This is a genomic window from Gleimia hominis, from assembly GCF_032085515.1.
GTDB classification, from domain to species: Bacteria; Actinomycetota; Actinomycetes; order Actinomycetales; family Actinomycetaceae; genus Gleimia; species Gleimia hominis.
Genome location: NZ_JASXSX010000005.1, coordinates 69,550 through 88,865, shown reverse-complemented (window position 1 = coordinate 88,865; position 19,316 = coordinate 69,550). Strand labels below are relative to the sequence as shown.

Below are 19,316 nucleotides of genomic sequence, written 5' to 3'. Positions count from 1 at the left end.
ATGAGTTGGCTCAGTATTCTTTGGTTCATTCTGATCGCCGTCCTCTGGACGGGCTACCTAGTTCTCGAAGGTTTCGACTTCGGGGTCGGTGCGTTACTGCCAATCGTGGCGAAAAACGATAAAGAACGCACGCAAACGGTTCGCACAATCGGCCCGCACTGGGACGGTAACGAAGTTTGGTTACTAACCGCCGGCGGGGCTACGTTCGCGGCGTTCCCAGAGTGGTACGCCACCATGTTCTCCGGCATGTACCTGGCTTTGTTCCTGGTGCTGGTGCTGCTGATTTTGCGCATCGCCGCACTTGAATGGCGCAAGAGCATCAACACGCTGCGGTGGCGCCACACCTGGGATGTGCTGCACAGTATCGCCGGTTGGGTTGTGCCGATCCTGCTTGGGGTTGCGTTCGCGAACCTGGTTCAGGGCATGAAGATTGAGGTTGTGGACCCGACCACGAACGAGGCGGTACAGGGGGCAATTACGCCTGAGGTTCTGGCGCACTCCGTGCACAACCTCACCGGTGGTTTCTTCTCCCTCCTCACGCCGTTCACGATTCTCGGTGGGCTCGCCGTGCTGTCGCTGTGCTTGTCACAGGGCGCGCAGTTCCTGTCCCTCAAGACCGAAGGGGCGGTGCATGAGCGGGCGGAGAAGCTTTCTTCCACCTTCTCAATCGTTGCGACCCTGGTGGTTGCAGTGTGGGCCCTGTGGGCAATGCTGCGTTACGCCACGAACTCTTGGGCGTGGATTCCCCTGGTAGTGGCTGCGCTGGCACTGATTGCATCCGCGGCGTTTACGCAAAAAGCGATGAACAAGTCGGTCACTTCGTTCCTGCTGTCTTCGGTTAGCATCGCCTCGGCAGTCGCATTCATCTTCGTTGCGATGGCACCGAACGTGATGCGCTCGTCGATCGACGACATGTACTCGCTCACGATTGAGCAGGCGTCGTCCACGACCGGTACGCTAACGGTCATGACGATTTGCGCGGTGGTGTTTGTCCCCATCGTGCTTGCCTACACCGCATGGTCTTACCACGTGTTCCGCGACCGCATCTCCCCCGATGACGTGTCCACGAACACCGGTTTGCACCCCACGAAGATTCGTCTCGGAGCTAACTTCCTTCAAGGCTAATCTTCACTGAGAGTTACTGCGGGACCAGCGTTTGCTGGTCCCGCAGTCTTATGATGGAACAGTATGTAATCGGCCAGAAGGAAACAGGTTGAAACCATTTGACCCGCGCTTACTGCGCTACGCCCGCGCTGCCCGCAAGTACATCGGGCTCGTGGCCCTGCTCGGTACCCTTAACGCAATCCTCGTGGTTGCGCAGGTTTACTGCATTGCGGCCGCCATCTCCCCCGTCATCACGCACGGCGCTTCCCTAGTTCAAGTTCGCGGGTACATTCTGGGTTTCCTAATCGCAGTGCTCACCCGCGCGGCCCTCACGTGGCTGCGCCAGTCCATGGGGGAACGCGCCGCGCACGACACGATTATTGAACTGCGGTCCAAAGTGCTGCACCACGCCAGCCAGCTGGGGCCCCGCTGGTTAGCCCGCCACGGGACCGACACGGTGACCCTAATCACGCGGGGTTTAGACGACTTAGGTCCGTACTTCGTGGCTTACCTTCCGCAACTAGTCCTCACCGCTACGGTAACGCCCCTCACGATTTTGGTGATGCTGTATTTCGACTGGACGTCGGCCCTGTACGCCATCTTTGCAATCCCACTGATCCCTATTTTCATGATCCTCGTGGGCAAACTCACGCAACAGTTTTCTGATGAAAAACTTGCCACCATGGAACGGCTCGCCACGCAGCTGCTAGACGTAATCGCGGGCCTACCGACCCTGCAGGCACTTGGGCGGCAACGCGCGCCCCGCGAGCACATTCACACGCTCGGGCAAAAACATGCGCGCACCACGATGCAGACACTGCGGGTGGCGTTCCTGTCCGGCGCGATCTTGGAGTTCTTAGCGACCCTGTCGGTGGCACTGGTAGCAGTCTGGGTGGGGCTGCGGATGGTTAGTGGCACGGTTGACCTGTTCACTGGCCTGGCGGTAATCATGCTCGCGCCGGAAGTGTTCTTACCGTTGCGCGAAGTTGGCAAACAGTTCCACGCTTCCGCCGATGGGCTTTCCGCAGCCCAATCCGCGTTCGAAATCTTAGAAACCCCAGTCATTAAACCGGGCACCATCCCGGCGCCCGATGTGCGCAGCGCAACCATCGAATTCAAGGACCTGTCCGTCGCCGCGCGGGGAGCGTGGGCACCGGCAGCACTGAATGCACGCATAGAACCGGGGTCAATCACCGCACTCGTGGGAGCTTCCGGCGCTGGGAAAACCACGACCATCATGACGCTCCTACAATTACTGCCCCCCACGCGCGGAAATATTCTACTGCGCGCCGGAGATTCAGTTTTAGACCTGAGGGACTTGGATCCGCAAAGCTGGTGGAACTGCGTTACGTGGGTGCCGCAAAACCCTGCGATACTGCCGGGCACAATCCGTGACAACGTGACCTCGGGAAGCGCAGTTAGTGATGAGGCACTGGCCGCAGCAGCGCGCGCCACCCGCTTCGATGAAGTCCTCGCGCAGTGCCCGCAAGGGTGGGACACCAAAGTGGGCCACGCGGGCGTGGGACTATCGGTGGGTCAGCGCCAACGACTGGCACTGACGCGCGCCTTACTGTCGGATGCGCCAATTGTGATTCTTGACGAACCTACTGCGCATCTGGATGCCATGACGCAAACCCAGGTGATCGACACGATCAAGCGGCTGCAAAGCCAAGGCCGGCGAGTGATAGTAATAGCCCATCGCAAGGCCGTCACGGATGCGGCCGATCACGTGATCGAAGTGGTCTCGCGCGCCGCAACAGCCGCGGAAGAACAGCGTTACCCCGAACTGGTGCAAAGCGAAGCGCATACCCTAAGCGTCACCAGCACCCCGGATTTGCTCGAAGGAGCGCAGTCGTGAATCTTTTTCTATCCAAAACCGAGCGCCGCGCAATCCGGCGCATCTTACGGCTGCTAGAGATCTCTAAACCAAAGTTCGCACTCGCCGTGCTGCTGGGCGCACTTGGGATCGGTGCGGCCATCGGTTTGGGCGCGACCTCCGCGTGGCTAATTGCCCGCGCCTCCCAGCAGCCACCAGTTATGTACCTCATGGTCGCCACCGTGGGCGTGAGGTTCTTCGGGGTCTCTAAAGCAGTGCTGCGTTACGCCCAACGCCTGGCCTCGCACGCGGTCGCGATGGACGGGATCGCGGCGTTGCGCGACAACGTCTACGCAATTTTGGCGCGCTCACAGGCCGATAAAGTGGTGTCACTGCGACGCGGAGACCTATTGGCCCGCACCGGCACGGACGTGGACGCCGTGGGTGACCTGTTGGTTAAATCTGTTTTGCCCGCAGCGGTCGCGCTCGTGTGCAGCGCCGGGACAGTGGTGGGGATCGCGTTCCTGTCAGTGGGCAGTGCCCTCGTGCTCCTACTTGGGCTCGCGCTGTCGGGCGTAGCCGGTCCGCTCCTGACGGTTGTGGCTACGCGCCGGTCCCAGGAAGCCACCGACTTAGCTCGCACCGAACTTGCTGCAAACGCGGTTACGCTCGTGGACCACGCCAGTGAATTAGCCGTTGAGGGCCGCCTCCCCGCGGTGCACAACTCAATTGCTGAAACTGAAACTCGGTTGCGTAAAGCGAAGAATGACGCCGCGTTCGTTGCCGGCCTCGCCGCGTTCGTGGACCTCGTTGGCGTGGCGGTGGCGGTGAGCGGAGCCATGTGGATCGGGATTCCCTCAACGCTTGGGGGCACTCTCGCGGCCGTGGCACTCGCCGTAGTGGTATTAACCCCCCTGTCCGCATTTGAAGCCACTTCTGATCTAGGCCCCGCGGCCGTGCAACTCGTCAAATCTGCTCGCGCTGCCGTGCGCCTGGATGACCTGTTGAGCGCCGCCCCACAGGGTCAAGCACACCTAGAACCCGGGCTCACCCCCGTGTTAGAGGCCAAAGACCTCGCAGTCGGATGGCCCGGCGGACCCGTAGTGGCGTCCGGGATAAACCTCACGCTCCGGCCTGGCTCCCACACCGGGATCGTGGGGCCCTCCGGAATCGGGAAAACAACGCTCCTATACACGCTCGCGGGCCTACTAGAACCCAAGTCTGGTTCCGTAACCCTGTGCGGACGCGACATTCACACGCTCGCCCGCGCCGACGTGGGTAAATACGTGTCCCTCACCGCCGAAGACGCACACGTGTTCGCCACCACCGTTTTAGAGAACCTGCGGGTCGCCACCCCCACTATCACAGCTGAGGACGCGCACGAACTCCTGCGCCGCGCCGGCTTGGGACAGTGGGCCGCTGAACTCACCGACGGGGTCGGTACCCTCCTCGGATCCGAAGGCAGCACAATTTCCGGTGGAGAACGGCGCCGGCTACTGCTGGCCCGCGCCCTCGCCAGCCCGGCTCCCCTCATGCTAATAGACGAACCCGGTGAGCACGTCGACACCCAAACGGCAGACGGGCTGATCCGTGACCTGCTGGAATCGGACCAAAACCGGGGCGCGCTGGTGGTGACGCACCGACTCACCCCGCTTGAAGCGGCAGATGAAGTGCTCGTGCTGGACCCAACCGCAAATCCAGACGGGACCCGCAGCGCCACGGTTTCTGCCCGCGGCAGTCACAACGACTTGAAACGAACGAACGAACAGTACCAATGGGCTCTGTCCCAGGAAGGAGACACCGATGACCTCGCCTGACAGTCAGCCGACCCTACCCCACGCGGAAAAACTCGTGGACGCAATGATAAAACTGACGGCAGCATCCGGTGTAGACGGAATCCTCCAAGCTTTCGTTAACGAAGCCACAAGACTCACGAACGCCCGCTACGGCGCCCTGTCGATACTCGACACCTGGGGGGAAGCCCGCCTGTTCTTCAACCGCGACTACACCCACCCCAGTGAAACCGAACAAGTCTTCACGGGTATGAACCTGGTGAACCTTGTGCCCACCGACGAAACCTACATCCTCAACGACGCCTCCAGCTTGGATCGCATCCCCCAAAGTGACGCGGAAACCCTCCATAAACTCCTCGTCACCCCCACGCCGATCCACGATCAAACCATGAGCCGCCTGTACCTAGTGAACAAGCCCACTGATTTTGACGATGACGACGTGCGCATGCTGCACGCCCTCACGCGCGTCGCCGCCGCAACCGTAGCGAAAGCGCGCCTGTACCAAGAATCACGCAACCGGGAGCGGTGGATGAAAGGTACTCAAAGAATCGTCACCTCCATGCTGGAAGGCAACGACGAAGAGGAAATCCTGCCGCACATCGCGAAAACTGTGCTAGACGTGGCGCAGGCCGACACCGCGCTGATCGTCCTGCCGTCCGTGGGCTACTCGTGGGCGTGCGAAATTTCGGAAGGCTACATGGCGGACACCCTGCTGGGCACCGTATTTCCCCCAGAGGGACGCGCCATGGCGGTGGTCCACGAAGGAACCGGCATGATCGTGGATTCGCTCGCAAACGCCTCAATGCTGCGGGTCGACCAACTCAAAAACTTCGGCCCCGCCATGTACGTGCCGCTAATCAACCGGGGCGTGGCCCAGGGCGTCCTACTGATCTTGCGAAAGATTGGTGCGCCCGCATTCAACCGCTCCGACCTGCCGCTCGCAGAAGCCCTGGCGGGGCAGGCTGCGTTTGCCCTCGAACTATCTTCAGCCCGTCACACGGAGGATATGGCGGCGCTTTACGACGAACGCGACCGCATCGGCCGGGACCTACACGACTTCGCTATCCAACAGCTATTTGCCACGGGCATGCGGATTGACACGGCGAAAGCGAAACTTTACACCGGCGACACCACAAGAGAGCAGATCGATTCGATTCTTTCAGATGCGCTTGAGGCCGTTGACGCGTCCGTGCGGCAAATCCGCTCGATCGTGCACGACCTCCGGGAACCAGATCAGGAAGTGGACCTGGTGGAGCGGTTACGCAGGGAAACGTCGATTGCGCGGAACTCACTGGGGTTCGCTCCCTCGCTGATCCTAGATCTGGACGGGCAGCTGATTGAACCCGACGACCCGGATAGTATCGACGAAGTGTCCGCCCGGGTGGATGACGCGATCGCCGACGACGTTGTGGCAGTGGTGCGCGAAGGCCTATCAAACATTGCCCGCCACGCCCACGCAACGGCCGCGCAAGTACTGATTGACGTGCACGGGCACGCGGAACTGGGGGAAATCAGCGTGCGGGTCACAGACGATGGGGTGGGGATTCCGAAGAACCGCACCCGTACCTCCGGTCTGGGGAACCTGCGGATGCGAGCGCGCAGGTTGAAAGGCTCGTTCAAAATCGGGCCGGCACAAACCGGGCACGGCACCACCATGGTTTGGACCGTGCCGCTCGCAGACTACTGATCCCGTGCGGGCAGCGTTCCCGAGCGGGAGCGCCTTGACTCGCGGGGTTCGTGCGAAGGGGGGGGCAGCGGGGCAGGCCCGCGTGTGAAACTGCGGGCGGGGCGGAGGCGCGGAAGCATTCCCACCCCGCCGGGTTCATCCGCGGCCGCTAGCAGGGCGCGAGTCCAGCTGCTTGGTTAGGCGGGGATTATGGCCGCGGTGGGGTTTGGTTCCGCCACGCCGCCGCGCGCTGACCAGCAACCCACGCGGCCACCTGGGTGCGGCGCTGCAACCCCATTTTGGAAAGCAGGGACGTGATGTGGTTCTTCACGGTTTTCTCTGCCACCCCGAGTTTCTCCCCGATCTCGCGGTTCGACAACCCGTCACCAATCAGCCCCAGTACCTTGCGTTCGGACGGCGTTAAGTCCGCGGTTGGGTCCCCGTGGTCGGCCCGCCGCCGCGTCACCGTCCGCTCGTCAAGCAGTACCCGACCGTCAGCAACCGCGCGGATCACATCCGTAATCTCCGCCCCGTGCACCGTCTTCAAAACGTAAGCTAAAGCCCCCACCTCAAGGGCCTCTGACAAAGCGGAATCGTCATCAAACGACGTGAGTACAATCGGGCGGATCTGCGGTTTTGTCTCTCGCAGTTTCCGCATAATGTCAATCCCCGTGCCGTCCGGTAGCTGCAGGTCCACCAGCATCACGTCGGGCACCACCAGTTCGGCGCGGCGGATCGCATCTTCAACCGACCCGGCTTCCGCCACGACCTCCAGATCATCCGCCCGGTCAACGAGTTCCGCGATGCCCCTTCGGACAATCTCGTGGTCGTCAATGATCATCACGCGAACGGCTTTACTTTCACTATTCACAAACTCACCCCACAGGTTCGAAGTGGCAAAAACTAAACCAGTCCTATTGTACGCAGACTACCCGCGGATTAACCTCCCGCGTTGACAGTGCGGACAGTAAAAATGTGAGCGGTTAGAAATCACAATCCGCCTAATTACAGCTCCGCAGCGCCGACAGTTTTGCCCTTCCCGTCCATACACTTGGAGCTCACGCTCAAAATAACCCGCCTGGCCTTCAATATTCACATACAGCGTGTCAAACGACGTGCCTCCCGCGGCAATCGACCGTTCAATCACCTCTCGGCACGCCTCCAATACCGCACTTACGTCCCGCACCCGCAGGGCCCGTCCCCGCCGGCCCCCAAAAATCTGGGTTGCCCACAGGGCCTCGTCCGCGTAAATATTCCCCACCCCCGAGACCACTGCCTGATTCAGCAGCAGGGTTTTAATGGGCGTGCGGGATGCGCGGATGCGTCTACTTACCGCCGCGAGGTCCAGCAGTGGATCCAGTGGGTCACGCGCAATATGCGCCGCACTGGTGGGCACGCGATCCCCCTGCTGCGTAACCAACAGTGGCACCACTTCAACCCGCCCGAACGTGCGTTGGTCAACAAAACTCAGCACCGACCCGTCGTCAAATTCTAAGCGCACGTGTTCGTGACGTTTACGCGCCAACGGCGCCGCGGCCGGTTCGTGCCAGTGAAGCTGCCCCGACATCCCCAGGTGCATCACAATCGCCCGGGGTTCCCGCTGCCCTTTTTGCGCTACCGCCCACATGAATTTGCCCCGCCGCGCGGTCGACTCAATTTGCAGCCCCGTGAGGGCCTGCTCAAGTGCGTGCGGCGACTCGGACGTACGAGCTATGCGGGGGTGCCACACGTGCGCGCGCGTAATAGTGCGGCCCCGAACGTGGGGGTCTAGCCCCGCGCGGATAGTTTCAACTTCGGGAAGCTCCGGCATCGATCAGTTCGCGCCCGATAAGCTCAAGAAAGCGGCCCGCGCAGCCGCCGCGGTCGCGTTCTTCTTCGAGGTCGCATCCCCCTCACCGGCTACGCGCCCCCCGATTGTCACGGTTGCGTGGAACCGGCGCGCGTGGTCTGGGCCGGAGCCGATTGCCTCATACACCGGCTCCCCCAGTCCCTCATGCGAACAATATTCCTGAAGCGTCGTCTTATAGTCCGACGACCGGCCCATCTGAACCGCGTTATCCAAAAAGGGTTTCAAATGGTGCTCCACCACTTTGCGCGTGGTCTCTAGTCCGTACGTCAAATAGGTCGCGCCAATCATCGCTTCCGTCGTGTCACACAAAATCGAATCACGTTCGCGCCCACCCGTGAGGTTCTCGCCCTTGCCAAGCAAAATGAAATCCCCCAGATGAATCCCGCGCGCCACTTTCGCCAGTGTCCGCTCAGACACGATGGCCCCGCGCATACGAGACAGCTGCGCCTCCGACTCAGATGGGAACGTTTTAAACAGGTATTCCGTAACCACAATCGACAACACGGAATCACCCAGGAACTCGAGCCGCTCATTGTGCTCAATCCCACCCATCTCGAACGCGAACGACCGGTGCGTAAGCGCAGTCACCGCCAAATCCGGGTCCAACTCTATAGACCACGCCCCCATCAGGTCTGCAATCTGCGAGTTCACCGCTGCCGGCGGCGCTGCTTTACGCGAATGTGACGACACCCCTAATCCTCCTTAAAGAAATCTTTCAACGCCGAAAACCGCGGGTCCAATACCTCGTGCTCGTGATCATCCGGCAGGTCCTCCCAGCGTTTCCCACATACGTCGCACAGCCCCTCACAATCGGGCTTACACAACGGGGCGTACGGAAAACTCGTCACAATCGCGTCCCGCAACCAGGGTTCCAGCTCAATCTCGTCGCCCTCCAGCACCACCAGGTCCTCGACCGCTTCATCTCCATCTTCCTTACGAATCCGGGCCACAGCCTCGGGGGTAAACAACATTTCATGCACGTCCACGTGCACGTCTTGCGAAACGGGACGCAAACACCGCACGCACTCCGCCCGCGCCGAAGCATCAGCTTGAATCTGCAGCAACACGCCATCTTCCATAGACGTCACAGTCACGTCCACGGGAATCACCTGGCCCGCCGGAACCGTCATCACCTGGGTCCCCAAATCGTCTGGAGCCGCAAGCTCCAACTGGTAATCCCGCACACTCCCACTGCGCGTAGGGAGCGTGGCGATAGACAGCTTGGCACCCGCAAATGGTTGGCTCACGCCGTTCAACCTCTCTTATCCACACCGCCGCGTTCGAGCGCGACGGCTCGTCATCACAACTATTTGCACCCGACGAATAGCAGTCGGCTACTCGTGATCAGCGCGGCGGTGGGACTCAATCTTTTCCCGCCCCGCCTGCGCCTGCGAATACATTTTCTCTAAAGTTTTCGTCAGCGCCGTGAGTGATTCCTGGCAGTACGAATCCGCCCCATTCGCCAGTTCTAACGCGTGCTTACGCGCCTTATTAACAATCTCTTCCCCACGTTCACGCGCCTGCTCCACAATCGGCTGCTCACTAACGAGCTCTTCCGCACGCTCCCGGGCCTGCTGTTCCACTCGCCGCGCTTCCTCATGGGCTTGCTCAACAGTAGCTGCTGCTTCCTGCTGCGCGCGCGCCACCTCCTGCTGCGCATCCTCCTGAGCCCGCTGCGTCAGTTCTTCAGCTTTACTGCGCGCGTCCTCAACAATCGTTTTTGCCCGCGCGTTCGCTTCATCCAACGTGGTTTGGGCCGCGTCATCGGCCCGTACCATCACCGCGTCAGCATCTGCCACTACCGCATCCGCCGCCAACAGGTCATCCGGGAGCGCCTGCCGGGCCTGCGCCAGCAAATCCAGCATCTCCGCCTTGTTAACCAACACGGACGCGCTCATCGGCAAGGCCCGCGCTTCCTCCACAAGTTCTTCAATCTGTTCGATCGCGGCAATCACGGTAGATGGCCCGTACACGTCGTCAATGTTCTGCGAATCCGCTTTCGGACCCGCCACCACCTCGTCAAAATCCGAAGCGGGGGTTTCGTGGTTACTCATCTCAAGACTCCTTACAGGGTGGTAGTGCTGTCAATTCTATCGCGTAACGCGCGTTCAACCGGCTCCGGCACCATTGCACGCACAGACCCCTTGTTGACCGCCACTTCCTTCACAATCGTCGAGGAAATGTGCGCGAGGTGCGCGCGGGTGGGTAGGAACAGGGTTTCAATGTCCGCAAGGTTGTGGTTCACGGTCGCTTGGGGCAGTTCGAAACTCGCGTCCCCAGCGGTGCGCAGCCCTTTCACGATCACGTCCACACCGTTTTGTTCGCACCACAGCGCCAGTAGTCCTTCCACGCGGGCAACCTGCACGTTCGCCAGGTTTTGCGTAACTGTTTTGGCTAAACTCACGCGTTCGTGAGCGTTAAACAAGTACCGTTTCGACCAGTTGTTAGCCACCCCCACGATCACGTCTTCAAACAGGTTCGTGCACCGCTCGATAATATCTACGTGCCCCAACGTGATCGGGTCAAATGAGCCGGGAATCAGCGCTCTCGTCATACCTCCACGCTACCCTCATTACCCGTGTACGTGAGGAACCACGCCCTCGTCTCGCCCCATTTGCGCGTCGATTCTTCCGTGTATCCCGCCGGCCAGCTAGGTGCAGTTGAGCGGGTGGATCCCTCCACTACTACAAGTGCCTGAGGTTCTAGACCGCTCCGAAGTGCATCGAGAACGCGTGCAAGTTGCTGCGCTGGGTAGTCGTAGGGTGGGTCAATGAAAACCAGGGTGTAGGCCGGTTGCTTGGTGCTGCACGCGAACTGGTAGGCGTCTTGCGCAACCGCGTGCGCTGGTGCGTCAAGGCAGCGGATGTTCTTGCTCATCACCCGGTTTGCCTCCCGCGCCTTATCTACCAGAACCGCGCTTTGCGCGCCGCGTGAAATGGCCTCTAGCCCCAGTGCGCCCGAACCCGCGTACAGGTCCAGTACGCGCGCGCCCTCCAGCTCATCCCAAGCTTCTAGGCGCGAAAACAGCGCTTCCCGCACGCGCGAAGATGTGGGGCGCGTCCCCCGCGTGGGAACCGCCAGTTCCCTGCCTTTGTACGTGCCCGCGATGATCCGCGTCATGTTCTCTCCATCCACTGTGCTTGAACTTGCAGGTTTTCCACTCGCTCGGCAAGCGCTGGCCGGTGGGCCAGGTGCGGATCTGCCGCAATTATTTCTTTACCGAGCGAACGGGCTTGTTCGATGATCGCGTGGTCCCGCATCACTCGCAGCAGCGACAGGGAGGTGCGTCCGCCCGACTGGCCCTCCCCCAGCACGTCCCCTTCCGAACGGAGCTTCAGGTCTGCTTCCGCAAGTTCGAAACCATCTGTGGTGTCGGCAAACACTTGCAACCGCTTGATCGATACCGAGGGGAGGGCTGGGCGGGCTACGGCCATGCACACTGCTTTTTGTCCGTCCCGGCCGACCCGGCCGCGCAACTGGTGCAGTTGGGACAGTCCGAACTGGTGTGCATCCAAAATCACCATCATCGACGCGGCCGATATGTCTACCCCTACTTCGATCACGGTAGTGGTGACGAGAATGCCGATGTCACCGTTGTTAAAGGCTTCAATTGCCTCGGTTTTACTATCCGGATTCATCCGCCCGTGCAACGTACCTATGCGAATCCCCGCGAGCACCGGGAGGTTGGTGAGCTCGCGGGCAGTGTCCGCGACGTTCGCTAACTCCGGTTCTTCTTCCCCTTTAGCGGATTTTCCTTGCGCGGCAGGTTTTTCTTGCGATTCTATCCGGGGGGTAACTACGAATACGCGTCCGCCTGCTTTTACTTCTTCTGCGGCTCGCTCCCACATCCGGTTCATCCACGCGGCGTTTTCGGCGGGAACCACGTAGGTTTCAGTGGTTTTGCGACCTTTGGGGAGTTCGCGGATGGTAGTTACGTCCAGGTCACCGAACACGGTGATGGCGATGGTGCGTGGAATTGGCGTGGCTGTCATGGTGAGCATGTGGGGCAGCATTGAGCCAGCGTTTTCACGCAGTTTATCGCGTTGACGGACCCCAAACCGGTGCTGTTCATCGACCACCACTAGGCCCAGCGCACCGAAGTTGAAGCTGTCTTCTAGCAGGGCGTGGGTGCCAACAAAGATACCGGGTTGTCCACTGGCGGCGCGCTGCAGGGCTTCGTTTCGGCTGCTCGCACTGCTGGCGCTGGTGAGTACGCTAACGGGGACGGGCAGTAGGGTCGACAGTGATTGCGCGTGCTGTTGTGCGAGCACTTGTGTGGGTGCCAGCAGGGCCGCTTGGTAGCCCGCGTTCACGGCTGCGGTCATTGCGAGGCCGGCGACCACGGTTTTGCCCGCGCCCACGTCCGCTTGCAGGAGGCGTTGCATCGGAGTGGTCTGCTGCATGTCCCGCGCGATGGTGTGCAGCGCATCTTGTTGGCCACCGGTGAGTTGAAATGGGAGGTCTGCCACCACTTGTTCGATTCCATTTTGGTTGATTGCGGGTGCGTTTTTGCGTTTCAGTTCGTCGTGCCGCGCCAGCATGGCCACTTGGAGTGCGAGGGCTTCGGACCATTTCACCGTTTTCTTAGCCGTTTCCAGTGCCGCGTCTGACGTCGGGTCGTGTAGCTCCCGCACCCCTTCCAAAAGGGGGACGAGGCCGCGTTCTTCCCGTTCTTTTTCGGTTAGGACGTCGGGTAGGTCCTGAGGGGTGAGCATCCCTAACAGCAGTTTCGCGCACTTGTGGATGAACCACGATGGGCATCGTTGTTGCGCCGGGTAAATGGGGATGGGTTTGTCGGCTTTCTCGCGCGCGTCTTGGGCTTGTGTAGATTCGAACTGCGGGTGGCTCAGCTGCAAGCTCCCTTGGTAGTCCCCCACTTTGCCGGCAAACAAATGCTGTGACCCGGGTTCGAGTGCGCGTTCTATTGGGGCGAGCCGCCCGGGGTGTTTAGCGAAAAAAACCGCGTTTATCGACCGGTGTCCGTCCGTGAGCACTACGGAGAGGCGCACACCACCCGCTCGGTTTTGCAGCATCTGTACTGACTGCACACGCGCGAGGATAGTGACGTCTTGGCCCGGGTGCACTAGTTCCAGCGGGGTGAGTTTCCCCCAGTGTGCGTATCGACGTGGGTAGTGGGTGATTAGGTGCCGCCCGGTTTCGATCCCCAGGCCCGCGAGTTTCTTAGCGGATCGTTTTCCGAGCACCTGTTCTAGGGGTCGGTCTAGCAATCCGGCTATCGCATCCATACCGGTAGTATCCCACAGTTACTGCCCGGCCGTTCACTTCCAGGTACCGCCCGACCGCTTACTTCTGATGCTCACGATGCCCCTGAGGGGTGGCTAGCGTTTCAAAATGCGATTCATCTGCTGATTCATTTCTGTGAACGTGGATGGGTCTTTAGAGCCAATCCAGACTGCATCAAAGTACGGGCGGGCTTTCGCAAACAGGGCTGCCCCACTGACGGTTAGTGGGTAGCGGGAGGTTTCTTTGCGTTCCACCCGGTCTGTGAATGGGGTGACGTCAATCCCGCGGTCCTGGAATGCTTTCACCGCTTCTTGAGTTCCCGCTGGTCGGGCTGGGAACACGATTCCTTGCCGTCCGATCACGTTTTGACATTTGTCAGACCCCAGGTAGGCAACCCAGCGGGCGGCCTCGCGCGGGTTCTTAGTCTGCTTAGAGATGGAATCGCCCAACCCGTTGTACATGGTGGCGGGGTGACCAGAGGGACCGCTGGGCAACGGGGCAATTCCCAGGTCAATGTCTTTCAACCGGTCGTACCCATTGATCATCCAAGAACCCGCGATGGCGAGTGCGGCCCGGTGCGCACCCAGTTGCTGATCTGCGGGGAATGCTTCCCCGAACTCACCGTACGCGGGCAGTATCCCCTCTTTTGTGAGCCCCGCGTACCACTGCATGGTTTTTTGGAACCGCGGGTCGTCGTACTGGAACTTTGTGCCCCACACCGGCACGTCCGTGTGCGTCCACCCGGTGGACAGGGCGAACGGGGACCAGCTGGTCTGCCCCACGTAGTCTAACGTCGGGTCCGCCGCAAGCCCATAGGTTTGGATTTTAGTTTTATCGAACCCATCTTCATCCCCGCGTTTACCGTTCTTATCCACGGTAAGGTGGCGGATGATCTTCCCGAAAGAACCGCCGTCGTCGGGGTTCCAGTTCGCGTTTTGCAGTTCCTCTTCGCTGATTCCCGCATCCCGCAGCACGTTCTTGTCGTACATGATCGCCACGGTGTCGTAGTCTTTCGGCACGCCGTAGCGTTTGCCATCTTGACCAATCCACATGTCCGCCAGCCCGGTCATGAACTCCTGCGGGTTGAGGTCTTTGAGCGGCCCCACGTCATCGAGTGGGAGCAGCACACCGCGTTCTTGGAACTCCGGGTAACGGGCCACGTGGTCGGTGAACACGTCCGGTCCCGCATCCGCCACGAAACCCGCGGTTAGTTTAGTCCAGTAGTCGTCCCACCCCACCTGCGTGATACGGATGTCGATATCGTCGTTTTCCTTCATGAAATCCTGCGCGCACTGCTGGTAGCCGGGTAGTTGGTTCGCGTCCCACATCCAGTAGTCAATCGCGGTTTTGCTGCCAGAAAATGTGCTTGAGGAGCATCCGGCAACCGCGAGCGTAAGAGTTGACACCAGTGCTGCGGCGGTGCTCAAAATTCCAGTTCTATTCTTCATCTTGACCTACTTGATCCCCGTGAATGCAATGGAGTTGACGATTCGTTTAGCAAACAGTGCGAACAGCAGCAGCATCGGCAGTGCTGCTACGAGTGTGGCTGCCATAAGCCCCGCCCAGTCAGTACCGGATTGGGGTGCCTGCGCGCGGAACACGCCCAGTGCCACAGTGAGCACGCGTGAATCGTCGGTGTAAGAAACCAGCAGGGGCCAGAAGTAATCGTTCCACGCAGTGATGTACGTCAGTAGCGCGAGGGTCACGATTGGGCCCTGTGACATAGGCACGATCAGCCGCACAAAAGTACCGAGCCGGGAAACTCCGTCGAGCAGCTGCGCCTCCTCAAGTTCGCGGGGAATGTTCATGAAGAACTGGCGCAAGAAGAAGATCGCGAACGGTGAGATGAACATGGTTGGCAGCATGATCCCCAGGAGCGTATCCACCAACCCCAAACTCTTGATGAGCGTGAAGTTCGGTAGGTACGTGAAGATTAAAGGAATCATGAGGGCGGACAGGAAGATGGCGTACACCGCGTTTCTGCCCGGCCAACGAAGGCGGGAGAACGCGAACGCGGCCATTGCGCAGAACGTGGTTTGGAACACCGTTATGCACGTGGCGACCACCACGGAGTTCAACAGGTACCGCCAAAAGTCGATGGTGGCACCGCTACCTCCCTGTTCGATCGCGGTTTGCACGTCTTGCAAACCGAAGACGCGTGCAAACCCACCCCAGTTAATGCCCCCTGCCGGCAACAGGTTACCCGCGTTGGTTGCCAACGCACCGTTGGCAGACAGAGCGGTCCGTAGAATCCAGTAGAACGGGAAGAGGGTGATCACAATGATTAGGATCATGAATGCCCACGCGAGCACTCGCCCCACCGACCAGCGTTTACGCCGCTTTTTAGTGCCGCGCGGCGCGGTTTTGTCGGCAGGTTCACGAACGGGGGTTTGTGCCGCATCTGTGCGCGCACCCCGCCCCTCAAGGACCGGACCCGTTACAGGCTGTGTGTTCTTGTCCATGGTCTTACCCCAAATCCGTCTCGCCCGCACGGGAAACCTTGTACTGCACAATCGTTACAATCCCGAGGATTACCAGCAGCGCCACGCTCATCGCGGAAGCGTACCCGAAGTCGAACTGGGCAAACGCGCGGTCGTAAATGTACATCTGCAGCACGCGGGAGGCATCCACTGGGCCACCACCCGTTGCGACCGACACCGTGTCGAACACTTGGAACGAACCGACTATCGACATGATTAGCACCAGCGCCAAAATTGGGCGCAGCAGTGGCAAAGTGATTCGGAAAAACGCTTGGACCTCACTGGCCCCATCCGTTTTAGCGGCCTCGTACACGTCGTTCGGGATTCCCTGCAGGCCCGCGAAAATAAGCAGTGCGGTGTACCCCATGTGTCGCCACACGTTCACCAGCGCAATCGTGGGGATCACCAGGGCTTCACTCCCCCAGAAGTTCTGCGCGCCGATCCCCAAGGCTTCCAACAGCTTGTTGCCAATCCCCATGTTCGTGTCCAAAATCCACAAGAACACGATCGCTGCCACTACGTTCGACACCAGGTACGGGGTGAGCACGATTGAACGCAGCCACGTGGATTGCGTCAACCGTTGCATCAGCACCGCGATCAGCAACGCCACCACGGTCTGTACCCCAATGTTGACCACCACGTAGTACAGGGTTACTTTAATCGCGTTCCAAAACACGGGGTCGGCAAACATTTGCCGGTAGTTTTCTAACCCAATCCACTGCGGTGGGGTCAGCAAGTCGTATTTAGTGAACGAATAATAGATCCCCATAATTAGTGGGCGCAATAGGAACACCAGCAGGCCTATGGACGCGGGGATAAGAAAGACAATCGCCAGCGGCAAGTCCCCCAGTTTTCTGCGCCACCGCGATGACGAAGTGGGATTCACACTCATCGGACGGCCTCACTAACCTCAAATAACAGTGCTTGCTCGGGGTTAATCGACGGCACGGCGAGCCCCACCTCGGACAGTAAGCTCCCGCGAATCCGCGCGACCTCGTACGCCCGGCCCGACTGCTCAGCGGGAGCATTGCCCGCACTCTTGGCAGCGCTGTTTGGCCAACTACCCTCAAGCCATTTGGGAGGTTTAAAACCCGACGGCGGCGTGTGCGCCATTAATAACCGCACCCGGTAGTCTTTGTGCGGATCCAAACCCGGGAACGTGAAACAACCCCGCGGGGACATGGCGCTACGATCCACGCTGACCATCTGGTACAGAGCCTGCGCCTGGTCTTGTGCCACAACGCCCGTGACCCATACGGAATCCTCACCCCGATCCGCACGCACCAGGCGGCCGGTCGACAGTAAGTCGCGGTGCTGCTTGTACACATCCAACCAGTAGCGCAATTCTTGCCGATCCGCCGGGCTCGCGGCCTCCAAATCCCACTCGATACCCAAGTGGCCAAACATGGCGGTAACTGCCCGGAAAGACAACGAATGCGTCCGCCCCGTGGTGTGCGAAACCTCAGACGCAATATGGGACCCCATCATTTCCAGTGGAATCAGCTGCGCGGTCCAACGATTCATCTGCTGGCGTTCAAGCGGATCAATACAATCCGAAACCCACACGCGATCCGCATGCTGCAACACCTCTAAATCAACGCGGCCCCCACCGGAAGAACACGATTCAATCTCCAACCCTGGGAACCGGGCTTTGAGCTCATCCATCAGCGTGTACGCCGCCAAAGTCTGCGCGTGAAACGCTGCCTTCCCAGACTCCGCGTACCCCGCATCGATCAGATCCCGGTTGTGATCCCACTTAATGTAAGATACATCCGCGTCCTCAATGACCCGCACCATCTGATCGCGAACGTGCGCGTAAGCCTGCGGAATCGCGAGGTTAAGCACCTGCTGGTCACGCGACGGAATCGGCATGCGCGAACCAGCCTGCATCACCCACTCCGGGTGAGCACGCGCCACATCCGAATCCAAGTTCACCATCTCCGGTTCAAACCACAAACCGAACTTCATGCCCAGGCTTTTCACATAATCCGACAGGGGGCGCAACCCGTGTGGCCACACATCTTTGGACACCACCCAGTCACCCAACCCCGCGTGGTCACTGCGGCGGGCACCGAACCAACCGTCATCCAACACGTACCGTTCGACCCCGACCTCACTAGCAATGTCCGCTAGCCGTTTGAGTTTGTCTAGGTCGTGGTCAAAATACACCGCTTCCCACACGTTCAACGTAACCGGACGCGGCGTCTTCGGATGCTGAGGGCGTGCGCGCATGAACTGGTGGAAACGAGCCGCCACCTGGTCTAACCCGTGGCCAAATGAGGCGTACACGAAAGGAGACGTGTAGCTGTCACCGGGTTCGAGCGTGCATTCGCCGGGCAGTAGCAGTTCCCCACCGCCCAGTACTTGCACGCCACTGTAGGTGCGTTCCAAGTAGGTAACGTGGTTGCCCGACCAGGCTGTGTGCAGCGCCCAGATCTTCCCACTTCCGAAGTTGAAACCGCGCTCTCCCGCATGCAGCACGTATGCGGCATCCGCCCCGGTGCGGCCCTTGCGGCCCTCCCGCAGATGCGTCCCCACCGTGATTTCTTGCCGCTGCGGAACGCGTTCCTTCCCCCACCTACCAGCAAAATCCAGGGTCTCTACCGCATCCAACGGCACCGGCAGCGCTAGGCACAAGCCACTGAGTTGGTAGGGTTGCGCGGCCGCGTTCGTGAGTTTCATTCGACTGCGCAGCAGCCCCTGTTCGGTCAGTTCAACGGTGAGCACCCCCGCCAGCCCCGTGTCCGCCTCCAGCGTGTACCCGACACTGCCTGAGCCCATTTGCTTGAACTTTTCCGTCACGGGCTGCGCGTCACCGCGTCCGCTCTGCGCTGCAACTGCGGTGGTGGCGAATTTTGGGGAGAATCCGGAACCATCCGCGAACGCGCCCTGCACGCTGGGGCGTCCACTCCACCCGTCACCCGCCTGCATGAGCAGTGCGGGGCGCAGCGGCACGTCGGGCGCATTCGTCCCCACCGGTAGGTCAATACAGCTGCGCACCTGAGTAGCCGATTCTGCGTCTATTGCCCCCAGGTCTTCCCCCCAGTGCAAGATTGCTGGTGGAGCATCGTCCGCACTTTCGATCAGAACACTTACGCCGTTGGCGCGCAGATGAATTAAAGTCATCATTCAGACCTTCCTAGGAGCTTCATTGGGCCTATTTTTACAACCGAGAAGACGCGTCCCACTGTGTTATTTGCGTCACCCAAATAGTCTAGTCGTTTCTTTAACTTCCGCCAGGTCACAATGGTTTCTCGAGCGTTTTCACGGGGGTTACATAACACTAGCTTGCAGGTCGGGTTTAGTCCTTTAGGACCAGGTTTTTCCGCATTTTTCCTGAGGCCCGAGCGACTGTACGCGAGCC

The 19,316-nt window shown here is 60.0% G+C and carries 16 protein-coding genes; 4 read left to right on the top strand and 12 right to left on the bottom strand.

The annotated features are described in order from the left end of the window. The 4 genes from cydB to QS713_RS08660 all read left to right on the top strand — a co-directional run bounded on the left by cydB (position 1) and on the right by QS713_RS08660 (position 6,400). Positions 1-1,125, top strand: a complete 1,125-nt coding sequence (cydB, locus tag QS713_RS08675) for a cytochrome d ubiquinol oxidase subunit II (protein WP_313274552.1) — start codon at positions 1-3, stop codon at positions 1,123-1,125. A gap of 88 nt (positions 1,126-1,213) precedes the next feature. After that, entirely contained in the window at positions 1,214-2,962 is a 1,749-nt protein-coding gene (gene cydD / locus QS713_RS08670) for a thiol reductant ABC exporter subunit CydD (protein ID WP_313274550.1), read from the top strand. Then, entirely contained in the window at positions 2,959-4,737 is a 1,779-nt protein-coding gene (cydC, locus tag QS713_RS08665) for a thiol reductant ABC exporter subunit CydC (RefSeq protein ID WP_313274548.1), read from the top strand. The genes cydD and cydC overlap by 4 nt, the downstream gene beginning before the upstream one ends. Then, the gene (locus QS713_RS08660; protein WP_313274546.1) at positions 4,724-6,400 is read left to right on the top strand and encodes a sensor histidine kinase; all 1,677 of its coding nucleotides are present in this window, start codon (positions 4,724-4,726) and stop codon (positions 6,398-6,400) included. The genes cydC and QS713_RS08660 overlap by 14 nt, the downstream gene beginning before the upstream one ends. A 187-nt stretch (positions 6,401-6,587) precedes the next feature. On the opposite strand, the gene QS713_RS08655 is transcribed toward QS713_RS08660, so the two are convergent. The 12 genes from QS713_RS08655 to QS713_RS08600 form a co-directional block, all read right to left on the bottom strand. Continuing rightward, positions 6,588-7,220 carry a response regulator gene (locus QS713_RS08655; protein WP_102216517.1) on the bottom strand — a complete coding sequence of 211 codons (633 nt, stop codon included), beginning with the start codon at positions 7,218-7,220 and terminating at the stop codon, positions 6,588-6,590. A gap of 87 nt (positions 7,221-7,307) precedes the next feature. Beyond that, on the bottom strand, positions 7,308-8,189 hold the full coding sequence (mutM, locus tag QS713_RS08650) for a bifunctional DNA-formamidopyrimidine glycosylase/DNA-(apurinic or apyrimidinic site) lyase (protein WP_313274543.1): 882 nt from the start codon (positions 8,187-8,189) through the stop codon (positions 7,308-7,310). A gap of 3 nt (positions 8,190-8,192) precedes the next feature. After that, a complete protein-coding gene (gene rnc / locus QS713_RS08645) occupies positions 8,193-8,918 on the bottom strand; it encodes a ribonuclease III (protein ID WP_313274540.1) in 726 nt (241 codons plus the stop codon). Positions 8,919-8,920: 2 nt separating this feature from the next. Beyond that, the gene (locus QS713_RS08640; RefSeq protein ID WP_313274537.1) at positions 8,921-9,475 is read right to left on the bottom strand and encodes a YceD family protein; all 555 of its coding nucleotides are present in this window, start codon (positions 9,473-9,475) and stop codon (positions 8,921-8,923) included. An 87-nt stretch (positions 9,476-9,562) separates the two neighbouring features. Further along, on the bottom strand, positions 9,563-10,282 hold the full coding sequence (locus QS713_RS08635; protein WP_313274535.1) for a hypothetical protein: 720 nt from the start codon (positions 10,280-10,282) through the stop codon (positions 9,563-9,565). An 11-nt stretch (positions 10,283-10,293) separates the two neighbouring features. After that, positions 10,294-10,782 carry a pantetheine-phosphate adenylyltransferase gene (gene coaD, locus QS713_RS08630; protein ID WP_313274532.1) on the bottom strand — a complete coding sequence of 163 codons (489 nt, stop codon included), beginning with the start codon at positions 10,780-10,782 and terminating at the stop codon, positions 10,294-10,296. Then, on the bottom strand, positions 10,779-11,348 hold the full coding sequence (gene rsmD, locus QS713_RS08625; RefSeq protein ID WP_313274529.1) for a 16S rRNA (guanine(966)-N(2))-methyltransferase RsmD: 570 nt from the start codon (positions 11,346-11,348) through the stop codon (positions 10,779-10,781). Before rsmD ends, coaD begins: the two co-directional genes overlap by 4 nt. Further along, on the bottom strand, positions 11,345-13,474 hold the full coding sequence (locus QS713_RS08620) for an ATP-dependent DNA helicase RecG (protein ID WP_313274526.1): 2,130 nt from the start codon (positions 13,472-13,474) through the stop codon (positions 11,345-11,347). The genes rsmD and QS713_RS08620 overlap by 4 nt, the downstream gene beginning before the upstream one ends. Before the next feature lie 93 nt (positions 13,475-13,567). Continuing rightward, complete coding sequence (locus tag QS713_RS08615) at positions 13,568-14,920, bottom strand: ABC transporter substrate-binding protein (protein WP_313274523.1); 1,353 nt, start codon at positions 14,918-14,920, stop codon at positions 13,568-13,570. Positions 14,921-14,926: 6 nt separating this feature from the next. Continuing rightward, the gene (locus QS713_RS08610) at positions 14,927-15,934 is read right to left on the bottom strand and encodes a carbohydrate ABC transporter permease (protein WP_313274520.1); all 1,008 of its coding nucleotides are present in this window, start codon (positions 15,932-15,934) and stop codon (positions 14,927-14,929) included. Positions 15,935-15,938: 4 nt separating this feature from the next. Continuing rightward, positions 15,939-16,844, bottom strand: a complete 906-nt coding sequence (locus QS713_RS08605; protein WP_102215645.1) for a carbohydrate ABC transporter permease — start codon at positions 16,842-16,844, stop codon at positions 15,939-15,941. Then, positions 16,841-19,081: an alpha-galactosidase gene (locus QS713_RS08600; RefSeq protein WP_313274518.1), complete on the bottom strand. Its 2,241-nt coding sequence runs from the start codon at positions 19,079-19,081 to the stop codon at positions 16,841-16,843. Before QS713_RS08600 ends, QS713_RS08605 begins: the two co-directional genes overlap by 4 nt. Positions 19,082-19,316: the final 235 nt, after the last annotated feature.

Bases quoted from the DNA above. Each gene is read 5' to 3' on its own strand.
- QS713_RS08655 (WP_102216517.1), bottom strand. From the start codon at position 7,220: ATGATCATTGACGACCACGAGATTGTCCGAAGGGGCATCGCGGAACTC.
- QS713_RS08635 (WP_313274535.1), bottom strand. From the start codon at position 10,282: ATGAGTAACCACGAAACCCCCGCTTCGGATTTTGACGAGGTGGTGGCG.
- coaD (WP_313274532.1), bottom strand. From the start codon at position 10,782: ATGACGAGAGCGCTGATTCCCGGCTCATTTGACCCGATCACGTTGGGG.
- mutM (WP_313274543.1), bottom strand. From the start codon at position 8,189: ATGCCGGAGCTTCCCGAAGTTGAAACTATCCGCGCGGGGCTAGACCCC.
- QS713_RS08620 (WP_313274526.1), bottom strand. From the start codon at position 13,474: ATGGATGCGATAGCCGGATTGCTAGACCGACCCCTAGAACAGGTGCTC.
- QS713_RS08610 (WP_313274520.1), bottom strand. From the start codon at position 15,934: ATGGACAAGAACACACAGCCTGTAACGGGTCCGGTCCTTGAGGGGCGG.
- rsmD (WP_313274529.1), bottom strand. From the start codon at position 11,348: ATGACGCGGATCATCGCGGGCACGTACAAAGGCAGGGAACTGGCGGTT.
- QS713_RS08615 (WP_313274523.1), bottom strand. From the start codon at position 14,920: ATGAAGAATAGAACTGGAATTTTGAGCACCGCCGCAGCACTGGTGTCA.
- QS713_RS08600 (WP_313274518.1), bottom strand. From the start codon at position 19,081: ATGATGACTTTAATTCATCTGCGCGCCAACGGCGTAAGTGTTCTGATC.
- QS713_RS08605 (WP_102215645.1), bottom strand. From the start codon at position 16,844: ATGAGTGTGAATCCCACTTCGTCATCGCGGTGGCGCAGAAAACTGGGG.
- cydB (WP_313274552.1), top strand. From the start codon at position 1: ATGAGTTGGCTCAGTATTCTTTGGTTCATTCTGATCGCCGTCCTCTGG.
- QS713_RS08660 (WP_313274546.1), top strand. From the start codon at position 4,724: ATGACCTCGCCTGACAGTCAGCCGACCCTACCCCACGCGGAAAAACTC.